Source organism: Psychrobacter nivimaris, from assembly GCF_009812035.1.
In the GTDB taxonomy this organism is placed as follows: Bacteria; Pseudomonadota; Gammaproteobacteria; order Pseudomonadales; family Moraxellaceae; genus Psychrobacter; species Psychrobacter nivimaris.
In genome coordinates this window covers 35207-57305 of sequence record NZ_VZIZ01000011.1, presented here as the reverse complement: position 1 = coordinate 57305, position 22099 = coordinate 35207, and the positions used below count along the sequence as shown (strand labels likewise).

At 42.5% G+C, this 22099-nt stretch carries 17 protein-coding genes; 10 read left to right on the top strand and 7 right to left on the bottom strand.

Annotated elements, in window-relative coordinates; genetic code table 11:
* Positions 1 to 177: 177 nt before the first annotated feature.
* The 3 genes from rlmD to cysM all read right to left on the bottom strand — a co-directional run bounded on the left by rlmD (position 178) and on the right by cysM (position 3746).
* Positions 178 to 1749 (bottom strand): 23S rRNA (uracil(1939)-C(5))-methyltransferase RlmD, encoded by a 1572-nt coding sequence (gene rlmD / locus FQV37_RS04895; protein ID WP_420876979.1) that lies wholly within the window; start codon positions 1747 to 1749, stop codon positions 178 to 180.
* A gap of 61 nt (positions 1750 to 1810) precedes the next feature.
* Complete coding sequence (locus FQV37_RS04890) at positions 1811 to 2635, bottom strand: 3'-5' exonuclease (RefSeq protein WP_160021514.1); 825 nt, start codon at positions 2633 to 2635, stop codon at positions 1811 to 1813.
* Positions 2636 to 2777: 142 nt separating this feature from the next.
* A complete protein-coding gene (gene cysM / locus FQV37_RS04885) occupies positions 2778 to 3746 on the bottom strand; it encodes a cysteine synthase CysM (protein WP_160021513.1) in 969 nt (322 codons plus the stop codon).
* A 590-nt stretch (positions 3747 to 4336) separates the two neighbouring features.
* Between cysM and FQV37_RS04880 the strand changes: the two genes are divergently transcribed.
* The 10 genes from FQV37_RS04880 (at position 4337) to tsf (ending at position 17536) form a co-directional block, all read left to right on the top strand.
* Positions 4337 to 7966 (top strand): hybrid sensor histidine kinase/response regulator, encoded by a 3630-nt coding sequence (locus tag FQV37_RS04880; RefSeq protein ID WP_160021512.1) that lies wholly within the window; start codon positions 4337 to 4339, stop codon positions 7964 to 7966.
* A 223-nt stretch (positions 7967 to 8189) separates the two neighbouring features.
* A complete protein-coding gene (locus FQV37_RS04875; protein WP_160021511.1) occupies positions 8190 to 9002 on the top strand; it encodes a crotonase/enoyl-CoA hydratase family protein in 813 nt (270 codons plus the stop codon).
* 355 nt (positions 9003 to 9357) lie between these two features.
* The gene (locus FQV37_RS04870) at positions 9358 to 10617 is read left to right on the top strand and encodes a multidrug effflux MFS transporter (protein WP_160021510.1); all 1260 of its coding nucleotides are present in this window, start codon (positions 9358 to 9360) and stop codon (positions 10615 to 10617) included.
* A 108-nt stretch (positions 10618 to 10725) separates the two neighbouring features.
* Positions 10726 to 11442 (top strand): transporter substrate-binding domain-containing protein, encoded by a 717-nt coding sequence (locus FQV37_RS04865; protein ID WP_338103982.1) that lies wholly within the window; start codon positions 10726 to 10728, stop codon positions 11440 to 11442.
* Between the two features lie 12 nt (positions 11443 to 11454).
* On the top strand, positions 11455 to 13635 hold the full coding sequence (locus FQV37_RS04860; protein ID WP_160021509.1) for an ATP-binding protein: 2181 nt from the start codon (positions 11455 to 11457) through the stop codon (positions 13633 to 13635).
* Between the two features lie 61 nt (positions 13636 to 13696).
* Complete coding sequence (locus FQV37_RS04855; protein WP_057758425.1) at positions 13697 to 14059, top strand: response regulator; 363 nt, start codon at positions 13697 to 13699, stop codon at positions 14057 to 14059.
* Positions 14060 to 14089: 30 nt separating this feature from the next.
* Entirely contained in the window at positions 14090 to 14539 is a 450-nt protein-coding gene (locus tag FQV37_RS04850; protein ID WP_057758427.1) for a chemotaxis protein CheX, read from the top strand.
* Between the two features lie 35 nt (positions 14540 to 14574).
* Positions 14575 to 15024 (top strand): chemotaxis protein CheX, encoded by a 450-nt coding sequence (locus FQV37_RS04845; protein ID WP_057758429.1) that lies wholly within the window; start codon positions 14575 to 14577, stop codon positions 15022 to 15024.
* Between the two features lie 464 nt (positions 15025 to 15488).
* Positions 15489 to 16280, top strand: coding sequence for a 30S ribosomal protein S2 (gene rpsB, locus FQV37_RS04840; RefSeq protein WP_057758431.1), 792 nt, complete (start codon positions 15489 to 15491; stop codon positions 16278 to 16280).
* Positions 16281 to 16654: 374 nt separating this feature from the next.
* Positions 16655 to 17536, top strand: coding sequence for a translation elongation factor Ts (gene tsf, locus FQV37_RS04835; protein WP_114701165.1), 882 nt, complete (start codon positions 16655 to 16657; stop codon positions 17534 to 17536).
* Between the two features lie 171 nt (positions 17537 to 17707).
* On the opposite strand, the gene FQV37_RS04830 is transcribed toward tsf, so the two are convergent.
* The 4 genes from FQV37_RS04830 to hflX all read right to left on the bottom strand — a co-directional run bounded on the left by FQV37_RS04830 (position 17708) and on the right by hflX (position 21945).
* Positions 17708 to 18514, bottom strand: a complete 807-nt coding sequence (locus FQV37_RS04830) for a lytic transglycosylase domain-containing protein (protein ID WP_160021508.1) — start codon at positions 18512 to 18514, stop codon at positions 17708 to 17710.
* A gap of 486 nt (positions 18515 to 19000) precedes the next feature.
* A complete protein-coding gene (locus tag FQV37_RS04825) occupies positions 19001 to 19690 on the bottom strand; it encodes an LrgB family protein (RefSeq protein WP_101204237.1) in 690 nt (229 codons plus the stop codon).
* A 16-nt stretch (positions 19691 to 19706) separates the two neighbouring features.
* Positions 19707 to 20141 (bottom strand): CidA/LrgA family protein, encoded by a 435-nt coding sequence (locus FQV37_RS04820; protein ID WP_160021507.1) that lies wholly within the window; start codon positions 20139 to 20141, stop codon positions 19707 to 19709.
* 376 nt (positions 20142 to 20517) lie between these two features.
* Entirely contained in the window at positions 20518 to 21945 is a 1428-nt protein-coding gene (gene hflX / locus FQV37_RS04815) for a ribosome rescue GTPase HflX (RefSeq protein WP_057758442.1), read from the bottom strand.
* Between the last annotated feature and the right edge of the window lie 154 nt (positions 21946 to 22099).

Below are 22099 nucleotides of genomic sequence, written 5' to 3'. Positions count from 1 at the left end.
TCAAGCGAGCCTCTGTACGGCTGTGGTCAATTACGCTAAATAATGACTATTTATTAGCACAAACTTATCAAAGCTTTGAGTTATCTTAGATAATTGTAATAACGCTTAATTGTCTCTTTAATTAGGTTCAACTATCAGTCATTTCTAGCTATCAATCATTTTTGAAAATTAATAACGTTAAACTGCTACTTTTTCAAAGCGAGCGATAGATTCAACATGACCCGTATGGCAGAACATATCCATCACGCCAGCATGAGTCAGACGATAGCCTTGTTCTAACAATGCTTTTGTATCACGAGCAAGGGTCGCTGGATTACAAGAGACATAAACAATACGCTCAGCATTAAATTTTGGCAAATATTGCATAATCTCCCAAGCACCAGAGCGCGGTGGATCAATCAACAGTGCATCAAAACCTTGGTTGGCCCATGGCTTATCAGTACAGTCTTGAGTCAAATCTTGACTATAAAACTCAGTATTGTTGATACCGTTGCGACGAGCGTTGTCAGCAGCACGTTCGGTCATGGCTTCACTGCCTTCGACACCGACTACTGAGCCTGTCTCGCCAACGAGGCGCGCTAGTGGCAAGCTAAAATTGCCCAAACCACTGAATAAGTCTAGTACGCGTTCGCCTGCTTTTAAGTCCAATAAGTCACAGGCAAGCTTGGTCATCTGACGGTTCACCGATAGATTTACTTGAGTAAAGTCTGTAGGGATAAATTCAAAAGTCAGATCATACTCTGGCAATTGATAATATAAACGCCCAAATTGCTCGCTCAAATCATCAGCGTCTGTCAACGCAATACGTTGGATGCTATCAACGCCTTTCGACTGCAAATATAGCTGCCAATTACGCGCTGCGAAAAATACTTTTAGTTTGTCTATATCAGTATCTGATAACGGTTCTAAATTACGTACGATGAGCGCAACTGGCTGATTGCCATCAGGTAGTTCTGGCAGTTGCTCACCCATTGCAAGCTCAAGCTGAGCAATCTTGTCACGGCTCTCTAAAGTGCTAATAAGTATTTTTAGGTTTTCAATCTCAAACCCAATACGTGGATCTAGGATATGACATTCATTTAGCTCTGCCAAGAAGTTACTTGAACGCTCGCGGAAGCCGACAAGCGCGGTTTCTTTTTTGACAACATAACGCACGCCCAAACGTGCTTTGGTACGATAGCCAAGACGATCGCCGACCACAGGTGGGAGCCAATTGTCAGGTTCCGCGTTGGCTTGGTGCATTAGCATTTCAGCCAGTACTGACTGCTTGAAGTTTATTTGACCATCTGGTTGCCAATGTTGCAAGTTACAACCGCCGCAGGTACCGAAATGCGGGCAGGGTGGTACAGCACGTTCAGGGTTTGGGTTGGCAGTAATGCTAATGGCATCGCCTTCTTCAAAGCTAGCACGGCTGTTGGTTATTTTTACTAAGGCGCTCTCACCGGGTAGGGCAAAGCTAACAAAGATCTTTTTGCCGTGTTTGTCTTCAGCATGGCCTTCAGCAACGTCAAAACCATTACCATACACAGCAACACCGCGACCATCATGTGATAAGCCATCTATATTGAATGGAATTGGCTCTGCATCTTTTAGACGACGACGTGTCTTTGATGATGGCTTTGATTTTTTCTTACTCGGCGGAATGACAATCGTTTGGGTGTCGTTTGTTTGAGCTTCATTCGTTTGAGCGTTACTGTTTTGCGCTGCCATATCAGATGCTGTAGATGTTTTTGAATCGGTGGGTTGCATAAACCTGCCTTAATAATAAATAACTAGAAGAGGGGAATAAAAACTACTAATAATGCGAATTCTATAATTCGGGTGCCGATGACCAGTCAGCGATAAACTCTTGATGTCGCGGACTACCGTCAGCTTGGGTATACTTTGCCAGATAGTCATAGCTCTGCTGCTGCCAGGCATCAAAATCTTGTGAAGACAACTGTCCTGTTAGACGTAACCAGCGTAAATAAATAAGCCAAGTATTCATGACATCAGACTCACAGTATATAGATAGGGTCTGCCAGTCACCGCTACTAACAAGCGCGCCGACCATGCTACCATCTACATCAGTTTTACCAGGTAATCCGTACAGACTTGCGACAATATCCATGGCTTCGCGGCGACTAGCACCGTACTGGCTAAACCGATCCATCAAGTCTAGATGACGCGTATGAAAGCGATTAACATAGTTATCAAAGCGCATGTTTTTAATACGCTCGCCTTCTTCGAACAGCCATGGTGCTGACAAATCATATTGCATGGCACGATATATCAGTACAGGTATGTCAAAGCCCGAGCCATTCCAACTAATAAGTTGTGGCAGTGTCTCAATGTCGGTAAATGCTCTAAAGAATTTGGCTAGGATTTCTTTTTCACTAAATTTATCGGCAGTCAAAGAAAATAGCGATAACTTACCATCCTTGATGTACAGAGCTGAGATACAAACAATACGCTGTAGTGGCAGGCGCATAAAGTCGTGCCCTGCCTCTTGTGTACGTATGGCTGTCAGCGCGCTTAAGGCATCTGCATCATTAAGATCGGCCAATTTCGGATAGATACGGCGTGCTGCATCGACATCGGCGACAGTCTCGATATCAAAAACCAATATAGGGTCGGATGGTAGCGCTTGTGACATAGATAATCCTGACTATTTATGAGCTTATAGTTAATTCATTATAAAAGAGTGACAACATTGACCTTGCTTGAAGTATTACATCTGCACTTGGTCGCTCTGCACTTCTTTTAAATTAACAGTAATAAATGGTATTTCTTATGCATTAACTAACTTCTGCGTCATTGTCCGTATTGCTATCGTCAACGTTATATAAACCTGTTGATAAATAACGATCGCCACGATCGCAGACAATAAAGGCAATAACAGCATTAGGGTTTGCTTTTGCCACTTGGGTCGCTGCCCATGCAGCTGCGCCCGAAGATACACCAGCAAAGATACCTTCAGTCTTCGCCAATTTACGCATATAGACTTCGGCAATACGCTGATCGATATCCATCACTTCATCAATCAAGTCTGCATCAAAAATACCTGGCATATAAGCCGCTGGCCAACGGCGAATACCAGCAATAGAGGCTTCTTCGTCAGGCTGTAGGCCGATAATTTTGATGTCTGGGTTTTGCTCTTTTAGATAGCGTGATACACCAGTAATCGTACCTGTCGTGCCCATCGAACTAATAAAATGCGTAATTTTACCTTCTGTCTGTGCCCATAGCTCCGGGCCTGTAGTCAGGTAATGTGCTTGGCTATTGTCAGGATTATTAAACTGATCCAATACCACCCCTTTGCCATCTGCTTGCATCTGTAATGCCAAATCACGCGCAGCTTCCATACCTTCGTCTACTTCAATCAGCGTTGCGCCATAAGCAATCATGGCATCTTTACGCTCTTGGGTAGAGTTGGTTGGCATCAGCAATATTATCGGGTAGCCACGCATCGCAGCGACCATGGCCAATGCAATACCAGTATTGCCACTAGTGGCTTCAATCAACATATCACCAGGCTTGATATCACCACGCTGTTCTGCTTGATAAATCATATTAAAAGCAGGACGATCCTTTACAGAGCCCGCTGGATTATTGCCTTCAAGCTTAGCTAATACTGTGGCGCCATTGGCAATTTGCTCTTGCTCAGGCAGGCGTTGAAGTTGTACCAATGGCGTTTGACCAACGCAATCAGCGAGGGTAGTGATTTGAGTAATAAAGTTAGCATTTGACATGGCCGTAGTGGACATAAAGTATCCTTTTCTATTTTTTAAATATGTTTTTAATGGCTTGTTTTTGATGGAAGCGCTGTTTTTATTGTTTGATCATAATTTTAGACAGTCGCTGTGTATATAGGTTTACAGTGATACGCGAGCTAAAAACGAAAGGCATTAGAGTGCGCTCTCATATGTTATGACTATGAGCGATATATTGTGGTAAATAAAAAGTGGCTTTATTATATCATTTTGTTTTCAGCTGCGCTTATCGCATCAAGGATTAATAGTCACTGTATCAGGTCAGTACTAATGCTACGTTAAGGGTTGCAAAAGTAGGACCATTGCTTAAAGCCATATTCTCTTTGACACAGAGTGGTTGGTACTCTAATTATAACGTTATTCATCACATGGAATGCCTAACCAGAACTTAGAGAATCCTGTTAAGATAATCTTGAGTTATATATCAATTGTCTTATCAAAACCAGTGACCTTATTAACGATTAGTGGCTTCATTAAAAGTAGCGCCTTACCCAAATGCTTTGACACGACATGCTATAAGTAACACGAATACTGACATTATCACAAAAATTCATGGCAAGAACCTAGTAGAGAGTAGACCTAGCATGGCATATAAAAAACGTTTCGATACCAGTAGTGCTTATGGTCAGCTGATCATACTGGTGTTTTTGCCTATCTGTGTGTTGGCAGCAGTAGGCGGCATTTTGGTATTTCACGAAACCATGCGTGCAAGCGACTCTGAGCAAGAAGTATTGGCCGAAGCGGTACTTATTCGCTATACGCCAGTCATAGCTGAACTGATTCCTGAGCTGCTAGAACAAGAGCGCCAGCAAGTAGGGAGTAGTGCTGAGAGGACCCAGCAAGCGGCGATGACGACGCTAGAGGGCATCCAAGATAAGCTTGGACGTATGCAGTCTGAGCAGCATGTACAGCGCATTGCTATTATTAATGAAGGCAATCAAATACTGGCAACCGTCGGTTATGGTCTCAATGAAGAATGGCCATTAATCAGTGATTCTGCAAGCTTTTTATCACAACGCCCAACGCCTGTAGGCACAGCGTATGGCAGTGTATTGGGAGAGTTTGAAGGGCAGACATTGTGGTTACTTGTCGATATGGATAACGAGCCGCTCTACATTGCACGCTACCGTATTGCGATGGCGTTAGTGATTACTGGTTTGTTTACTATCCTGATTCTATTATTGAGTCTAAATATCTATTCGAAACGTTGGATTGCCCCCATTTATGAGCTGCGGTTGCAGTTGCAGCGTACCCATGTTGATAATTTATACCAACCTGTACCAGTAGAGTCAGATGGTGAGCTGAATTTATTACAGCAAGATCTAGTCAGAACGTTGCGCCGCTTACATAGAAGCTTTCAAGAGCTCAAAGACCATGCCGAGCAAACTGAGGATGATTTACGTTTGGCATTTGATGAGATGGAGATGCAAAACATCTCTATTCGAAATGCACGTGATGCAGCTATTTCAACCAGCCAAGCAAAATCTGCGTTTTTAGCCAATATCAGTCATGAACTGCGCACACCATTGAACAGTATCGATGGCTTTATTAACTTGCTGGCACGTCACGGTGAGCTTAATCCTGAGCAGGACTTGTATGTACAGACCATACGTAAGTCCTCAGCACACTTGCTCGCTTTGGTAAATGATGTCTTAGATTTTTCTAAAATTGAGGCAGGCAAGCTAGTACTGGATCGCCATGAGTTCGATCTCTATGACACTATTTATGATGTGGTCGATATGCTATCTCCGGTCTCTGCGGAGAAGGGTTTACGCATGGCGGTGCTTTTTTACAATGATGTGCCGATGCGCATCAACGGCGATGCGTTACGTCTTAAGCAAGTATTGACCAATATCGTTGGTAATGCCATTAAATTTACGGATAGTGGTGATGTGGTGGTGCGTGTGAGCTTAGATGACCACCGTGATAACTATCTGATGATTAGCGTGCAAGATAGCGGAAAAGGCATTTCTCTAGCAGATCAAAAAATGCTGTTCCAAAGCTTTAGCCAAGGCGATCCATCAATCACACGTCAGTATGGCGGTACAGGGTTGGGTCTGGTTATCTCCAAACAGTTAACACGCTTGATGGGCGGTGATATTGGGTTTCATGATAATGCTCAAGAAAATATTGCCAACCAAGGCGCGACATTTTGGTTTCGCATGCCAGCCCATGTTGATGTGCTAGAGGCAGCCACAGGGCAAACGATTGAATTACCAGTATTAGCGCCACTGGCGAGCGAGACTGATGAGTTTAATGTCCTGGTTTGGATTAATCATACCGCTTCCATACAAGTACTCAAGGCCAGCCTGCAATATTTACCGATTAAATTGACTCAAGCCAACTCATTACCGGGTGTGCTTGAGTCACTAAAAGAGCACGGTAACTATTGGGATTGGGTCATCGTTGATGATGACACGCAAGACGATATGATGGCGCTCCTCAAGCAAATTCGTCTGCATTATCAAGGCAAGCTTGCTGTATTTGGCTATCAAGTGGCGGCCGATCAAGCGCTACTCAATCGCTATCATGCCAACATACTGTATGAGCCATTAGACAAAAGACAGCTGTACGCGATGCTTGATACGCAAAGCCGTAGTACGCCGCAAAGCCTGCAGGAACCACGCTGGAAAGGGGTCACTGTACTGGCAGTTGACGACCATTTGCCTAATTTATTAGTGCTTGATGCTCTATTGAGCGAGCTAGGGATTCAGGTAGTCACGGCGAGCAGTGGGTTTGATGCTATTGAGATTATCAGTAAACAGCAAACCAAAAATATTAAAACTGCCAAGAGCGATAAACAAAGCCTATCGAATAAAACGCAACTCTCTAAAGCAGAAACACGTGATGAGATAAATAAGAAAACAAACAGCGCGTTCTATCATGAGGACACGAGCGCTGACGATAAAGCGGCTACGCAAGACAAAGATAATATTGATTTGATATTTATGGATATTCAAATGCCGCGTATGTCAGGTCATGAGGCGGCTAAGCAGATTCGAAATATCGAAAATGCGGATAGTCGTATCCCTATTATCGCTCTGACAGCTCATGGGTTGGTAGATGAACGTGACAAACTTATAGCCAGCGGTATCAATGACTATGTCGGTAAACCTATTAGCCAACCTCAGTTATTGCAAGTGCTACAGAAATGGCTTGGTCGTAAGAGTACGACACCACAATTGACCGCGCTGCCCGATACAGATTTGCAGAGCTTTGGCTTACAGCATTCTGATTTGCAGGATGATAATTTACAAGATGCTAATGTACAAGGTGCTAACGTAAAGGGTACCGACCCAACAGGGGCTGAGTTAACTCCTATTGACTCGCTGCGCGGTTACTCAATTAATGATAATGATTTATCGAACGACTTGTTCTCCAACAATGTAAATGGGCAGGAGACTCAAGTCAGTTCAGGTATATCTTCAGATACATTAACCGCTATTTATCCAATAATAAGAGGAGACGGGGGAGATCGTAATAGTACTTCTGTCAGTAGCGAGCCGAAAATTACCCGTCCACTATCCCTGAAAAAAATCCGTGATGACTATTTGCGCGATAGCCAGCCTCGTGACGGCTATAGACGAGATACTGCGCGTGATATTCAGCCACGCTATGAGAGCTTACGTCTACAAAAACAAGGTCAGTCGCCACTACTACAATCACCAACAAAGTCTATCGACAGCTCTCAAGACCAAAGCATTCAAGACAGTAGTTCTCAAGATAGGACAGCTAACGCTAACTCGGCTTTACACGAGCAAATCAATAATGACCTTAGTAACAACAATATAAGCAAAAGTGATACCTCAAACATTTTAGATTGGCAAGATGCGCTCACTCGTTCAGCGAACAAACCTGAATTGGCGGCCAAGCTTATTATCATGATGATCGATACTATCAATGATGAAAAACAGGCACTCATTCAGGCATGGGAAGCGCATGACCGAAATATGCTGGCACAAATTGCCCATCGTATATTGGGCGGTAGTCGATATACAGGTGTACCACAATTGCGTCAGGCTAGCCAAGATTTAGAAGATAAGTGTCTGCTGAATGTACAGCATACGACACCTGTGCAGTTTGCAATGATTGAGCCTTATTATGAGGCATTATTAATGGCGCTAGACAACCTGCAAAAGGTAGATTTATCTTCTTATCCGCAGCTTAATTATCATCGCTTAAGCGAAAATGACATGACGTGGAAAATGATATAAGTTGAAGATGAGGTAATAAGGTCAGAATCATTTAGGTCCAGAGAGCGATAGGTAGCCTCGTTAGATTTGCTTATCGCTATCAGCTAGACAAACTGTGTGTGCTGTATATGAAACTGACTATAGTATCGTGACAGTCAGTTATTACTACGGTACAACAAAGACAAGCCTGCTAATATTGTGAATATCAGCACCATATTTATTTTATTCATTAATAAGGATTGTTATGAACGCGATTGCAAGTTACCAGTATGAGACCTTACAAGTTAGTATTACAGACAACATACTGACGGTTACCTTAAATCGTCCACATAAAAAAAATGCCATGAGCTTTCAGGTAATCAATGAGCTGATTAAGCTGGCAGGTCGCATTAGTAAGGACAGAAGCATACGCGCAGTCATTCTAAATGGGGCAGAGGGGACGTTTTGTGCAGGTATTGATTTAGGAGACTTAAATCATCCAAAAAACACAGCATTTGCGCTTTGGGAATTGATTAAACCATGGCAAAGTGCGTTCCAACGAGTATGTTTGGTATGGCGTGATCTGCCAGTACCCGTCATAGCAGTATTGGAAGGGTATTGTATCGGCGCTGGGTTACAGTTGTCGTTGGCTTGTGACATACGTATCAGCCATCCTGACTGTCAACTATCTATTATGGAAGCTAAATGGGGGTTAGTGCCAGATATGGGACTGACCCAATCGGCATTTGGAGTTCTAAGAGAAGACACTTTAAAAGAGCTCGCCATGAGCGCTCGTATCATCGATGCTAATGAAGGCAAAGAATTAGGCTTGATTAGCCATTGTAGTGAAGCACCTCTTGAACAAGCACAAAAGCTTGCTGCCGAGTTTGCAGAGCGCTCTCCTGATGCGGTGCTAGCAAGCAAACGCGTGATAAATGCGATGTACGATCAACCTGCTAAGACTTTATATAAAGAAAAAGCATGGCAGCTTAAAATGATGCTTGGTCGCAATCGTAAGCTTGCTCTTAGAAAAGCAAAGCAGGCCAGCACCTTATTTGGCAAACGTCAATTCCGCTAAATTTTTGCTATCAGTAAATTTTCTAGTGTTATTTTCGTTTGATTCATTCTAATAAAAGAAATTGCTACCTAAGAAAACCAGACATATTTTGATAAATTATTTTGACGATCTTTAATTGTTAGCGGTTGTTTCGCCATTATCTTATAGCCATTGAAATGCAAGCAGATAGCACGATATAGCATTGTCTGCTTGCACCGATGTGGGTAAAGATGCACTATTGTTGTTAAAGGTATCTATTTTGATTACTGGATAAGCCAGTAAAATGACGAAAGCCTACCTAACAACACGTGCAAGCAATTAAACGTCGAAAAATAAAATATCAAAAATAATAGCCACTATATAAAACGGTCTAAATATGTCTGCTTCAAAACCCTCCCTTCCAAACAAACCTATCGCTTCTGAGCGAGTGCGCTCTGCTGATTTGCCTGTTGCATGGATTATGATGCTTGGGCTGATGGTTGCGGTGGGCCCATTATCCATTGATATGTATCTGCCAGCGCTACCATCGATGGCCGATGATTTCGGTGTTTCAACGGCCTTTATGGCCAACTCTGTCCCTGCATATTTTTTAGGTTTGGTATTTGGGCAGCTATTTTACGGACCTTTCAGTGACCGTGTTGGCCGTGTCAAACCCTTATATATAGGTATGACGCTGTATGTTATCGCTTCTATCCTTTGTGCGACTACTGATAATGAGTACGTACTGTTTGCAGGCCGTACTTTACAAGCATTGGGCGCGTGTGTAGGTGCAGTAGTTACTCGCGCTGCGATTCGAGATCGCCTCACTGCAAAACAAACGGCAAAAGCTTTTTCCATCATGATTTTAGTGATGGGCTTAGCACCCATATTGGCACCATCGCTTGGCGCGCTATTCTTACAGTTTTTTGATTGGCACTCTATATTTTGGTTCTTAGCTGCATTTGGCGCTCTAAACTTGCTACTTACTAAGTTTTTCTTTTTTGAAACTTTGACTGAAGAAAACCGTAACGTACGCCCTGCAAGAGAAGTGCTCAGTCAATATTGGGATTTATTAAAAGATCCGACTTTTAATTACCCAGCAATTGGTGGCGGATTGTTAATGGGGGCGATGTTTGTCTATATCAGCTCCGCTTCAGAGCTAATCATGGATACTTATGGCGTCTCAGCGACACATTTCGCTTGGTTGTTCGGAATGAATGCGGCAGGTTTTGTAGGTTTGACTCAGTTGAACCAATGGCTTACCAACCGCTTTCGAATACTAAGTATTTTGCGATTTGGGGCGATGATGCAGGTTATCTCTGCGGGTGTGCTATTCGTGATTGGCTTGCTTTTAGGGACGGATGCTTGGTTGCCACTAGTACTAGCTTGTATTTTCTTTTGTATCGCAGGACTGGGTTTGACTCAGCCTAATGCTTCTGCAATTGCGCTCGCTTTTCAGAAACGCCGTGCTGGTATGGCAAGTGCATTACAAGGCTCGCTAATGTTTTCAGTCGGTATCTTTGGCGGTTTATTATTGAACCTGTTTCCAGTCAACCCAGTCCTCAAGGTCGGTATTGCTCTGTTCTCACTAATGAGTTTCGGTTCTTTCCTGATTTGGAAGATTGATCGTAATCTCAATTTGGACGACGCAGAGTAAAAGTGCCTCTATTTTAAGTTAACTGTATTTTAAAAAAGCACTCATACGTTCACAGCGTATGAGTGCTTTTTTTGTGTTGAATAATTATTCAGTTAAGGATCAAGTCTTATAGAGACTTTAAGTAGCAACGGTTATCAGACTTTAGCAAACATAAATGGCAATATGCAAGGCACTGATGTTGATTCAATTCGTGCTATTGGTGAAGAGCAGGGGTTCAAAGTCGAGTTTTACAAGGAAACTTGGCAAGACATGTTCGATAGCGTCGAAACAGGAAAGCGTGATCTAGCGATTTCTGGTATTTCTTACAAAGACGATCGGGCAGTGAGATATGGTCTATCAACACCATACTTTTTCAACCCAGCTACTATCATGTATTTGGAAGGTAAGTTCGATATAAAAGGCTTAAACGATATAAAAGGTCTAAGAGCAGGTACGTTAGAAGGCTCTAAAGAAGAAGACACGCTAAAAGAGATGGGCAGTTCAGTTGAGCTAATTTCAAGACCTACAGCATTTTTGGCGTATCAGGATTTGGTTCAAGGTAATACGGATGTCTTCTTGTACGATATGCCAGTCTTGCAATATATCGTCAAAGGCTATCCTGAGCATAAAGTGAAAATTGTACCCTATGAAGCTGCAGATGCACCTTCAGCCCAGCAAGTGGTGCTCATGGCAAAAGAAAATACTCAGCTTATCAAAACGGTTAATGAAGGTATTGCCAAACTAAAAGAAAAAGGGACATTTAAAGAAATTGAGGCGCGCTGGTTGGGTGAAGCTGACCCTGCTGAAAAGAGCGAATCTGACACCAATACTAAGCAATTGAACTAAGGAATTCTGAAGATGGCAACCGTACCTAATGTCGACAATAAGCGCTATCAAGGTCTGATTATTTCAATTGCACTATTTTTATCTCTAATCGGTGCTTTGCTAGCGTTCACGTTTTATACCTCAAATTTATTAGAACGAAACACGGCTTTAATTGACCAAACTAACCAAGTGGCAAACAGTGCACAGGCAGTAATTAAAGATCTTTTCGATTTAGACAGTAGTTATGGTGAGGATACTAACTCTCCGCACATACAACGAGTGCTAAGCCGTTTAGAACAAAATACTGCGCTAATCACCAGCTCGATTGCTGCTATTGAGCAAGGCAGTACAATTACAGATGCAGAAGGTAATAGCTATGACTTGCCAAAAATTGATGGTCAAGCACAAACCAATATTGCTGCGGCCAATGAGCAATGGAAAGCGCTAGAGCCTAAGATTCAAACATATCTAAAAGATGCTGATAATATCATGGTAACGTCTGCTGATGAATTGACGCAGGCCGTTGAACAGGCGAAGACATCAAGTTTGTTTATTAACGACTCTTTGGATAATCTGACAAAAGATGTATTTAATAGTGCAGAGCGTCAAGCAACTACCATTCGTCTTATCCAGGTACTTGGTGTTGCCGCTATCTTTACCTACTTCCTAATCTTCGTATTCTTCTTTGTACGTCGTCTACGTGAGACGGATGCTGAAGCACTTGCCGCTCGCCAAGAAACGCAAGAGATTATGGAAACGGTAAATACGGGTCTTTTCCTACTTGATAAAGACTTGAATATTGGTCAACAGCATTCTCGTGCGCTGAACAATATCATCGGCTCTGATCGCTTGGCAGGGGAAAACTTTACTAATGTCTTGCGCGGTCGTATCTCTGATAAAGACCTCAAGACCACACAGCAATTCATTGAGCAGCTCTATAACCCTCGCGTTAAAGAAAAGCTGGTAGATTCACTTAACCCATTAAATAAAGTCATGCTGCATAATTTGTCTGAAGACAAAAATCTTGATAATCGCTTCTTGGATTTTAAATTCTCACGTGTTTATGACAATAAAGACATTGCCCGTATCTTGGTCAACGTGAACGATGTATCAGATGCAGTCTACTTAGAACAGCGCCTAGAAAAAGAGCGTTCACAAAACGATATGCAGATTGAGATGTTAACGACTATCTTGAATGTGAATCCAAAGATTATTAATGAGTTTATTGGTAATACACAAGCGCATATCGAGAAAATGAATAATATCTTGAAAAATCCTGGTAGCTCACAATACGAGCTTGAAGGCAAATTGAAAGCTATTTATCGTGAAATGCATAGCTTAAAAGGTGAAGCATCAGCACTAAAACTACATAGCTTTACAAAGATTGCTTCTGATGCTGAAGACAAGTTACATGCATTACAAAACCAAGGTCAGTTGTCTGGTAATGAATTCTTGCCATTGGCAGTACATTTGGATGATTTGCTTAGCTTATCGAACACGATTGCGACGTTGGGTGAGCGTATCAACCGCTCAGCACCGTCAGCAGCTAAGGCGTCAACCATACAAGCACCGGTCGCTACTCAAAATCCAGTAGCAGATCATGCAGCTAGCAATGCTGACTTCGATGGTGGGCTAGATATCGACTTAGACAATGAAGCAGATGACGATTTATTGTCTTTTTACAATGAATTTACAAAAGAAATTGCTGCAAGACAAGGCAAGCGAGTACAGCTAAAAAGTACGACGCTAACCCAAACCAGTATTCCGGCACATCTTGCAAAGCCAATCAAAGAAATCAGTATTCAGTTGCTGCGTAATGCAGTAGTCCATGGTATCGAGTCACCAAGTGTGCGTCATACTACTGGCAAACCTGACGTTGGGACCATTGATTTGGAAGTGCAAGACAACGGTTCAAACTTCATGTTGGTTGTTCAAGACGATGGACAGGGTATCAACTATGACAACATCCGTAATAAACTGATTCAAGAAGGTCGTTTCGGTACGGAAGAGGCAAATCAGCTTAGTAAAGGTGACTTGCTCAAACAGCTGTTCTCTTCTGGATTCTCTACCAAAGAGAACGCAGATGAAGACGGCGGTCGCGGTGTTGGACTTGATATCATCAAAGCAAAAGTAAAAGAGTATGATGGCAAACTTAACGTAAATAGCGAGCTGGGTCAGATGACGCGGTTTGTCATTACTTTACCTAAAGCTTAATCAAAATAGTAATTATATTGTCAGGGACGACAAGCACTTCATTAAAGGTAGTAGATAAGTTATGCATAAGTTAATGATTGTTGATGATTCAAATATTATTAGAAACCGTATTCAGCGCGCATACGATTCAGGAAAGTTCATGTTGGTTGCGACAGCGACTAGTGGTGTTCAAGCCATCGAAAAGTTCAATGTCCATCGTCCTGATGTGATCACCATGGACTTAACCATGCCACAAATGGATGGGCTAGAATGTATTGAAAAAATCATCGCGATTGATCCTGAAGTACGCATTTTAGTGGTATCAGCGTTATCGGATAAAGCCACCGGCATTGAAGCATTGTCACTAGGTGCTAGCGGCTTTTTGTGCAAGCCCTTCTCAGAAGAGGAGCTTGTCGAGTCTTTGTATGAGCTGATGCAAGACTAATACCATTCATCGACCAAAGCAGATGTCATTATGAAAGAGCAAAAGCTACAGATTTTTTTAAGTATTATTAGTAATTATTTTGACCAGTTTGGGGGAGAGGAGCTTATTGCTGATACCCCTTACTTACTAGAAAACAAACAGCCAAAAGTCCACGATTATACGGGCGTGATTGGTATATCTGGTGGCCAAAAAGGCGTGGTATATTTTTCGGCGACGCGTGACTTGCTGTCTTCAATCTTAGACAGCATGGGCGAAACCGATAAAAGTGAAGAGAACTATGTAGATCTGGCTGGGGAAGTGGCCAATACAATCGCAGGCAATGCACGCAAAGAGTTTGGCTCAGAGTTTCATATCTCTGTACCATTTGTGTTCAAAGGTGCGCCGCAAAGTATTGTATTGCCGAACGATGAGCGTTCTTTTATCATCCCCATCACTTGGCATTCTCAAGTAGGCGAGATTGTGGTTTGTTTGCAAGACTAATGCTGCCACGTAATACAGATGGATATTAATATATTATGGTTAAAGTAGAAAAATTGGGTGTGTTTCTAAGCTCGATCAATGCGTTTTTTGCGCAAATCGATGGCTCGGAAGTGTCAATTGATACCCCTTACTTGAACAACAACAAAAGCGCGATTGGCTTTGATTATAGCGGTGTCATTAAGATATCAGGGCCTTTAGAAGGCTGCGTCTATGTCAGTGCACCAAGCGTGATGTTGCGAGAAGTCATCAAAGTGATGGGCGAGCCTGACTCTTCAATCACGATGATGAAAGATTTGTTGGGTGAAATGGCCAATACAATCTCAGGTAACGCTCGTACAGAGTTTGGTTCAGAGTTTATTATCTCGCCGCCGCACATTGTAGAGAGTGCGCCAAGCGTGTCTTATTTACCTAAAGACCGTCAAAGCTACATCACACCATTTACGTGGCGTGGTTACAAGGCGGTCATTGGTATTTGCATTGCATAAGTTATAGTCAATCACTCTGCAAACGAGTGATAACTATAAAAGAGTGACGGCGGTAACCCTGCTTGAAAAATAGCTGTTAAAAAGACAATCATGAAAAAAGCGATGCAAATGTGTCGCTTTTTTTGTTTTATTATCGCCATAGTTTGTTTTTATCTTATTGATACGCTACGAATAAACTGCTGGAGATTCTAAGACGTTATGTGATAAAATACAGCGCAGCTATTTTTTATAATTCACTTTATAGTTTAGATTTGGGCATTTGCTTCAATCTAGCGATAGCTTCTTTTTTAAACCAACCAATGACACACACATCATGGCAAAAAATTGCTGGGTGTTTGGCGACTTGATTAATTTGTGATCTGTTAGTGCATTACTAATGAAAACTAACTGGTAGCAGATGCGTGTCGCTAAATAGGCTGTTTTTGTGATGTGGAGGCATAACCCAACCAATAGGATATATTCTCATGGCTACAAAGAATCCAACCAAAATCGAAATGCGCGACTTACTACAAGCAGGCGCTCACTTTGGTCACCAAACACGTTTTTGGAACCCAAAAATGGGTCCATACATCTTTGGCGCACGTAACAAAATCCATATCATCAACTTAGAGCACACCGTAAAAGCGTTCAACGAAGCGTTGACTTACGTAAACGGCCTAGCTGCTAAGAAAAACAAAGTATTATTTGTTGGTACTAAACGCGCTGCAAGCGGTATCGTACGTGAGCAAGCAGCTCGCGCTGGCATGCCATACGTTGACCATCGCTGGTTAGGTGGTATGTTGACTAACTGGAAAACACTACGCCAGTCAATCAACCGTCTAAAAGAGCTAGAAAAGCAAGCAGAAGACGGTACTTTCGCTAAGCTAACTAAGCGTGAAGCGCTAGAGCGTACTCGCGATATGGAAAAACTTGAGCGTTCACTAGGTGGTATCAAAGACATGGGCGGCCTACCTGACGCTATCTTCGTAGTAGACGTAGATCACGAAGCGATCGCTATTAAAGAAGCCAAGAACTTGGGTATCCCAGTTATCGGTATCGTTGATACTAACTCTAGCCCAGACAACGTTGATTACATCATCCCAGCTAACGATGATGCTATCCGTGCTGTGACTTTGTACGTAACTTCTATGGCTGATGCTATCATCGCTGGTAAAGAATACGCACAAACTCAAGCTGGTGGTAAAGCTGAGCAAGCACCTGCTGCAACCGAAGAAGCGCCAGCTGCAGAAGAAGCTGCTGCAACTCCAGCAGAATAAGTAGCTGACTTAAAAAGTTTAACTTTGTAAGGATGTCTTGATAGTGTATCTATCAGCATCCATATAATGTTTTGAACAGCGTATAAGCTCATAATAGGCATGATGTAGTTTTACTCGTCATGCCTTGTTATTGAATAAAGCCTTATTAATATGCCATGCGTATAAGCGAGCAGCTATTGAGCGAGTATTATCGCTCCTACTGGTCATATCGCTATATTATAGAGATGTTATTTGTTTGACATCATTTATGGCTATATTAGTAATCGTTCAAAACGAGCTGTCTGCTAGATTTTAAGTAATACCAAGATATTGAATAGAAATACAGCATTTAGAAATACAGCACTCCTATACATAACTATACTAAGGTAACTCTTATGACAGAAGTAAAAGTATCTGCCAAAATGGTAAAAGAATTGCGTGACCGTACTGGTCTTGGCATGATGGAATGTAAAAAAGCGTTAGAAGAATCAAACGGTGATGTTGAAGTTGCCATTGATAACCTACGTAAATCTGGTCAAGCTAAAGCAGCTAAAAAAGCGGGTAACATCGCAGCTGACGGCGCTATCATCATCGCTCAAGGCGAAAACAAAGCATTCTTGTTAGAAGTTAACTGCCAGACTGATTTCGTTGCAAAAGATGACAGCTTCACTGCATTTGCAGAAAAAGTTGCTAACCTTGCATTAGAAAACAACGTAACTGACGTTGCTGCTATCTCTGAATTGTCTTATGGCGAAGGTCAGACTGTTGAAGAAGCACGTGTATCACTAGTACAGAAAATCGGTGAAAACATCCAGATTCGCCGTGTTGAAACCCTTGAAGGTGCTAACATCGCTGCATACCGTCATGGTCTGCGTATCGGTGTAGTGGTATCTTATGAAGGTGGCGACGCTGACACTGGTAAGAACCTTGCTATGCATATCGCTGCATTCAACCCTGTTGCTGTAGATGACGAAGATGTTGCTGCTGACGTATTGGCACGCGAAAAAGACATCATCGAAGCAAAAGCTCGTGAGTCTGGCAAGCCTGATAACATCGTTGAAAAAATGATTGAAGGTGGCCTACGTAAGTACCTAGACGAAGTAACTTTACTACGTCAGCCATACGTCATGGACAACGACAAGAAAGTTGGCGAAGTCCTAAAAGCTGAAGGCGTAAAAGTACTTGGCTTCAAACGTCTAGAAGTTGGTGAAGGCATCGAGAAGAAGCAAGAAGACTTCGCTGCTGAAGTTGCTGCAACTCAGGCTGCCAACAAGTAAGTACCAAATAGTATTGGATCAGGCTGTGAGTACTTAATTGTGGCTCACAGTTTGGCTTTATTACTCTTAATGCATCAAAATATGAAGCCTCAAGACATAAAGCATCCAGACATAAAAAAGCCTATTAATTCGTTAATGGGCTTTTTTATGTCTGGCTTTTAGGTAACTGGCTTAGCGTAAAGCCGCATAGGCAGAGTTGGCATAGCTGGCACTATTCACATTGCTGCTGGTGCCGTAACTGACATTTTGTAAGCCACTACTTGTACTGGTGCTACTGGTTTGATTGTTAGCACTGATACTTGCACCAAACAGTCCGGCATCGTTCTTATACAAGCTATGATAACGGCTCATCACTCTTTGAACATAGTTACGTGTTTCTTTGAACGGAGGAATGCCACCGTATTTATCGACATTGCCTTCACCTGCATTGTAGCCTGCGACAGCATGTTCGACATTATTGTTGAAGCGGCGCATGAGCCACGCGATATATTTGGCTGATCCTTCGATATTATCTGCAGGGTTCCAAGGATTGCTGACATTGAAACGGCGCGCAGTCGCTGGCATTAACTGCATAAGGCCTTGTGCACCCACTGGTGAGCGTGCGTTTGGATTAAAAGCTGATTCAGTGTGCATCATCGCTTTCATAAGGGCAGGGTCAACACCATTGCGCTCAGCGGACGCACGAATGTAGCTGTCGTAAGAGTTGCGACTTCCGCTGTTGCTAGCGGCGCTGCTACCATAGCTATCGCTACTTCCATCATACATCTTAGAGTCTTTATAATAAGTTACTTTTACTTTTTTCGTAAACTTATCAAAATTTCCACTAGGATTGACGTTGGTCAACAGTACTTGTCCACCTTTGTCTTTGTAGATATACATATTGCCTGCATTGGCAGCGATAGAAAAGGTCGAAAGAGCAATGGCACTTAGTAAAAGGGGAGATAAGCAGCGAGTCATCAAAGTAGCCGTATTTATCATAGTAAAATCACTTTTTATCGAATAACAGCAAATTGTTTTGCCTACATATGCGTTGATTTAGGCGCTTAAGCGGTTACTGAGTTTGCAGAATTATTTAGCCCACCGTGAGGACAGCAGCTGAGCAATTATTACTTTCAATAAGGAACCACTTGCAATAGATACAAAAAATAATAGTTGCTTACTATAACATATAATAACTTTTTGGCGCATCAGATTGACAAACTAAGTTGTAAACCCAGATTTCTATTATTAAATAACCTTAGATAAATCAATACACTAACTTTTCTAAGTGACTTAATGAGCCATTTGCAGTGGGCTTTTTGCGCTTATGAATTCATATAAATAAAGTGTCTCAATTTTTTAAGAAATAATAATGACATTTGAATAGTCGAGGTGATCTTTAATCTGAAATCAACAGTAAATAAGCCTATTAATGGTTAAATTTTTAAAAATATAAGAATAGTTTAGGTAGGGTTTTAGTGATGACTAGATACCAATAGCGCTGATAAAAATAGGCACCCAAACCGCAGTAACCAACCCGTTCACTGCCAAGCCAAATGCAGCATAACGTCCTGCTGTATGACTGATTTGCCATGCCTCTACTGTTCCAAACGCGTGAGCTGCTAACCCCAGTGCTAGACCTTTGGCTCGGTCGTCATTGATACCGCGGAACAAAAAGCGAGCGACCGTACCACCTATCAGACCTGAGACGATGATAATTAGGTTAGCCATTGCCAGTGGTGCTTTGATTAAATCTGCGACACTCAAGCCAATAGGCGTCGTAACAGAACGGGTAGCGAAAGCCAATAGGGTCTCATGACTGAGCGAAAATAAATAGGCCAGTGACATAGGCAATAATGCGCCAACGACACTAGCGATAGCGACAATTAGAGTGAGTTTTTTGACTGGTAAGCCTTTAAAGTTCATCGCCGCCAGTGGTACAGCCAGAAGTACTGTCACATATCCCAACAGATGGTCAAATACAGGTTTTGCCGCGCTGTAATAGTTGTTGTAATCCCACTGCAGTACAAATAGGAAAACAAGCACGAGGACAAGTGCGGTAATGACCATCGGTAGCCATGATAATTTACGTGCCAATACACGTGCAATTACGTGTGCTGCTAATGTCAATAATATTGCGGCTAGGGTTGCCATAAATACGCTGTCAAAAGTCATAATATCTCTCCGCAGCTCACGGCTGTCCCTTTTGCTCAGTGGTAGTTGTACTATCAGTATTTGCAGCGTGATTGAGCCAACGATTGGCCAATAATGCTAGTCCCCACAGTGGTATGAGCGTACTAACGATCATCGTTATCATCACACCCAATAGCTCATCTCCTAGAGCAAATAGCAACAAGCCTGCACCAGCAGAAACGGGTAAGAAGGCAAAACCACTATCGACTAGTAAAGTATTACTGGCCTGTGTGAGCCAACTCGGCAACCCTTTAAGCAATCGCCACGCCATCAAAATAACAAACATCGCAACCAAACCGACAATATTGGCCGCTTTTTCGATGCCTGCCATTTGACAGAGAACAACCGCCGTTTCTCGAACAACGATAACCATGGTCAACGTTAGAATTAACGCAAGCCATAGTGGAAGATGGGGAGAGTGAGCAGACTTCATAAGCAATTCTGGCCAAGTCAGATATAAATGGATGGTGTACAAAACAAAATGCGTGATCACACCAAGAATACAACGTAGAAAATGATGCTATAAATACTGATAGTAGCAATGATTCACTTTTAAAGTATTAACGCTATCTATCAATATTTGTTGAATGTATAACAGGCGATTATATAGAGAGTGGAGCAACTAATAAAGCCTATGCACCGTGACTCGTCATATCCAAAAAAAATAGACGATATCAATGGATATCGTCTATTCTATTTTAACGTACTATATAAGGGTTTATGATCTAACAGTATGAATCAAATACTCATTCGATTACTGCCGCAAATGACTCACTTTAACAATAGTTATTATTCTACAGAAATAACGATTATTTTTCTGAATCAGCTGTTTCTGAGTGTAATGCATCAAACTCATCAAATGCTTTTTCCTCAGCCTCTGTCATAGTCGGCTCTTCAACGTCGTCAACCTTCTCAAACTCTTCGAGTACCGGCATCAGTAGTGTTGCTTGTGCAAGCGGCAACACATCGATAGGTTTCAAGTTAGCTTGACCCAGTAGCTGTCTTAGACGGTCACTTGGCAAACGAATCGTCAGACATTCACGACCCGTATCGTCATAGCTTTCTTCTTCAATAACACCCAATTCATATAGAGTGTTTTTGAACTGTCCAGCATCATACGGCAAGGTTAAATCAAACGTCGTCAGTTTACCTGTCAACAATTGCTGTACGGCAAGCGTTAGCTCCTCCATGCCGAGGTTCTGTCTAGAAGAAACATAGACGCGGTTTGGCTGACCTTCGCTAGCATAGCCGATATGTGCAGGCTCATCAGTCAAATCAATCTTGTTGTAGACATTGAGCACAGGTACATCGTTATCGATTTCTGCCAATACTTCTTTAACCGCCTGAATCTGCTCGTGCATGTCTTCGCTAGAAGAATCAATGACGTGCAATAACAAATCTGCTTCTAGTGTTTCTTCTAGAGTTGCATGAAAAGACTCAACCAACTCATGCGGTAGATGACGAACAAAACCAACTGTATCGACTAAGACGACACGACCAACTCCCTGCCAGTCTAAACGGCGTAGAGTAGGGTCTAGCGTCGCAAATAGCTTATCAGCAGCGTAGATGTTTTCATCGACCAAACGGTTGAACAAAGTAGATTTACCCGCATTGGTGTAGCCGACCAATGAGATGGTCGGTACGTCTGATTTTTGGCGACGAGCGCGGCCTTGCGCACGGGTCTGACGGACTTTTTCTAGTTTGCTCTTTAGCTGATTGACGCGAGTCTGTAGTAGACGGCGATCGGTCTCAAGCTGAGTCTCACCCGGTCCACGCAGACCAATACCACCTTTCTGACGTTCCAAATGCGTCCAACCACGTACCAGACGCGTTGATAGATGATTAAGCTGAGCCAGCTCTACTTGCAACTTACCTTCGTAGGTACGGGCACGCTGGGCAAAAATATCCAAAATTAAACCAGTACGATCCAACACGCGGCACTTCACTAGCGCTTCGATATTACGCTCTTGTGATGGCGACAGGCTGTGGTTAAACAGTACGATATCGGCTTCGTGTTCGCGCACTAGTTCTGCGATTTCTTCTGCTTTTCCGCTACCAACGAAGTATTTGGCGTCAGGGCGCGAGCGTGATCCAGTGACTAATGCCAAACGATCGGCACCTGCTGAATCAGCCAACAGCTCAAATTCACTAAGATCATCAGGATCTTGAATTTGGCGGATGTCTAAATGTACTAAAATGGCGCGTTCGCCACCTTCATGTCTTTCAAAATAATCCAAAGAGTATCACCTATTTAATAAAGTAAATGTCTCGCTATAATCAGCTCAATAAGCTTTGACGTAGCGTTCATATGATTATCTATATATGGTCTTATCACTTGATATTAAAGCGTATTAGCATAATTAGCGATGGTTTTATGTTACAGCGTTTGCT